Origin of the sequence: Agarivorans sp. (assembly GCF_050295395.1) — a bacterium.
GTDB lineage: Bacteria > Pseudomonadota > Gammaproteobacteria > Enterobacterales > Celerinatantimonadaceae > Agarivorans.
Genome location: NZ_JBNKPP010000223.1, coordinates 1 through 2,662, shown reverse-complemented (window position 1 = coordinate 2,662; position 2,662 = coordinate 1). Strand labels below are relative to the sequence as shown.

At 49.5% G+C, this 2,662-nt stretch carries 4 protein-coding genes; all 4 read right to left on the bottom strand.

All coding sequences use genetic code 11. The features are described 5' to 3' along the window. Positions 1-142: 142 nt before the first annotated feature. Positions 143-601, bottom strand: coding sequence for a nitrogen fixation protein NifZ (locus ACQY6Q_RS12565; RefSeq protein ID WP_055731600.1), 459 nt, complete (start codon positions 599-601; stop codon positions 143-145). A 17-nt stretch (positions 602-618) separates the two neighbouring features. Further along, the gene (locus tag ACQY6Q_RS12560; protein WP_055731599.1) at positions 619-903 is read right to left on the bottom strand and encodes a nitrogenase-stabilizing/protective protein NifW; all 285 of its coding nucleotides are present in this window, start codon (positions 901-903) and stop codon (positions 619-621) included. 26 nt (positions 904-929) lie between these two features. After that, a complete protein-coding gene (gene nifV / locus ACQY6Q_RS12555; RefSeq protein ID WP_427981882.1) occupies positions 930-2,078 on the bottom strand; it encodes a homocitrate synthase in 1,149 nt (382 codons plus the stop codon). A gap of 23 nt (positions 2,079-2,101) precedes the next feature. Next, positions 2,102-2,662 (bottom strand): aminotransferase class V-fold PLP-dependent enzyme (locus ACQY6Q_RS12550; RefSeq protein ID WP_427981880.1); only part of this gene is annotated, 561 nt, incomplete at its 5' end.

Genomic DNA, 2,662 nt, shown 5'->3' with positions numbered 1-2,662 from the left:
ATCTGAACTTAATACCCGCTGTTGTATTGCTTGAGTTTTGCTCACCACTCGGGCCAACTCTTGCTGCTGACTATCGCTAAGCTCTTTTGGCACTTGCTGGAACAAAGCCAAACTGGTTTTCATACTAATATAAGCTTGGGTTTCATCCCACATAAGCGGCCTCCTCTACTCGAGTTAAGGCACGCTCTGGCACTTCCACATCCAACTCACCATATTGAATACGGTAGCTAGGCATAGAGCGAGCGTCACGACGCACCGCTAATACACTCACTACGCTGCCTTTGTTCGCCACAATCTCACCCTCTTGCGATAGGCTTAAGGTTAAGGCGGCTTTATCGCCGTATTCAAACTGGTTAGGCTGCCATACCAATTCGGCATCCATTAGCTCTGTTTCTTTACAGCCAATGGTGAGCCCACGATTTAAAAATTGTACTTGATAGATGATCTGGTTTTGTAGGTGAACCCCGGACTGACGTACATAACCGGTTGCGCCACGACGAACCAATAAAGCGCCCTTTTTACAACCAGGGAAACTGCCGTCGTTACGAATGTTTTCTACTACCCTAACTTTACATCCATATCCAAATTTTGCTGTGTTCATCTGCTCTACCTCTACTGTTAACAGCCACTACAAGATTGACACTGCGGCGCAGCATGAGCCAACACTACGCCCTTCTCTAATAAACAATAAGCCTTGGCCACTGCGGCTTTATACTCACTAAAAGTCTCGCAAGGCTGCTTCTCAAACACTTGGCTTAGTAAACGTAGGTATAACACCCGTTTCACCTGAACCAGACTTGGCTGATAAGGCACACCAAAATAGTCGAGAAAGCCTTCGGCACTGCTCAGCTCGGCTACATCCTGTAGTAAATCTGTATCCATTTGTAAACTTGGCTCCGACATTCAATTGCTCCTTGGCTTTTGCCTTGTTAGCTGGCCAAACCCGACATTACAGGGCTGCAGCATTGTTGATAAAAACCCAATAACTCTTGAGATGTGGGACTACGTTTATTCACTTCGGCCCAACCACACAATACGCCCCTTAAATCGCTACACTGCTGTTTATCTAGGTAAATACCCAGATCTTTATATACCGATGCAATGGCGGCATGGCCTGAGTGTTTACCCAATACCACGCTGTGCTCGCGACCCAACAAGGCCGGAGAAAAAGCCTGATAGTTATGTGGATCTTTAAGCAGGCCATCTACGTGTATGCCCGACTCATGGGTAAACACCTGTTGGCCAATAATGCTTTTGCTCACCGCCACACTTCGCCCTGAGGCTTTCTCTACCAAGGCACAAATACTGGGTAGTAAACGCAGCTTTACTTCGGGAATAGCTCGCTGGCCAGCCAACTTAGTCACATTTAGGGCCATTAATACTTCTTCTAAGGCGGCGTTACCGGCACGCTCCCCTAAGCCCATCACCGTGGTATTCACCGAGTCAGCTCCTGCTCGTATCGCCGCTAAGGTATTGGCCGTGGCCATACCTAAGTCGTCGTGCGCGTGCATCTCGATTTGCAAATCACAATGCTGCTTTAAGGCTTTAATGCTGATTTCTGTAGCAAAGGGATCTAATACCCCGAGGGTGTCGGCAAAACGTAAACGCACTGCGCCACACTGCTGAGCTAAATCGGCAATCGCGAATAGTTCGTCTAAGTGGGCACGGGAGGCATCTTCCATGCCTACACACACTTGCAGACCTAAATCTTGAGCCTGCTTAATGCCGCGTTCCAACTGCTTTAACAACTGTGCTTGAGTTAGCGACAGTTTGGACTGGCGCTGCTGGGTGGAGGCAGGAGCCGAGATGTCTAAATAATCTAAGCCTAACCACGCGGCCTGATTAATGTCGTCGCGATGTAAGCGACTCCAGCCCATGGTTTTAGTGCTGCGCAGTGAACTACATATGGCGCTGATTACCTCACGCTCCATCGGCCCCATGGCTGGCACACCTACTTCAAGCTCGGCCACTCCCGCCTGCTCTAAGCAGCCAGCAATGGCGAGTTTTTCCTCGGCGCTAAAGGCCACCCCGGCAGTTTGTTCGCCGTCACGTAAGGTGGTGTCGTTAATAATTAACATACGCCGCTCCTCTCACTGCCGCTTTAGGCATACACCGGGCTGAAACTTTGTTCAGCCGGTTGATTATTCGCCGCATCCCAATAAGGCGACAACATACGCAATTTCTCAACAATGCCAGGTAGTACTGCCAATACCTGATCCACCATCTCTTCGGTGGTAAAACGCGACAAAGAGAAACGAATAGCCCCGTGCGCCGCCGTATAAGGAATCTCCATGGCGCGCATGACATGCGATGGCTCTAAAGAACCCGAAGTACAGGCCGAACCCGATGAAACAGCAATGCCATGTTGGTCCAACATCAATAGAATTGATTCACCTTCGACAAACTCAAAGGCAATATTGCTGGTATTTGGCACACGATGTTTAGGATCGCCAGTAACAAAACAGTTGGGAATACGAGCCAATAGGCCCATTTCTAAACGGTCACGCATCATCTTAATGCGTGCGCTATCTTGTTCCATGGCAATGGTGGCTAGCTCTGCCGCCTTACCCAATCCCACAATACCACTGCAATTTTCGGTACCCGCGCGTCGTCCGCGCTCTTGGTGACCACCGCGCAGTAGCGGTCTGAATTTAGCGCCACG

Coding starts and splice junctions, on each gene's coding strand:
- ACQY6Q_RS12565 (WP_055731600.1), bottom strand. CDS start 601: ATGAACACAGCAAAATTTGGATATGGATGTAAAGTTAGGGTAGTAGAA.
- ACQY6Q_RS12560 (WP_055731599.1), bottom strand. CDS start 903: ATGTCGGAGCCAAGTTTACAAATGGATACAGATTTACTACAGGATGTA.
- nifV (WP_427981882.1), bottom strand. CDS start 2,078: ATGTTAATTATTAACGACACCACCTTACGTGACGGCGAACAAACTGCC.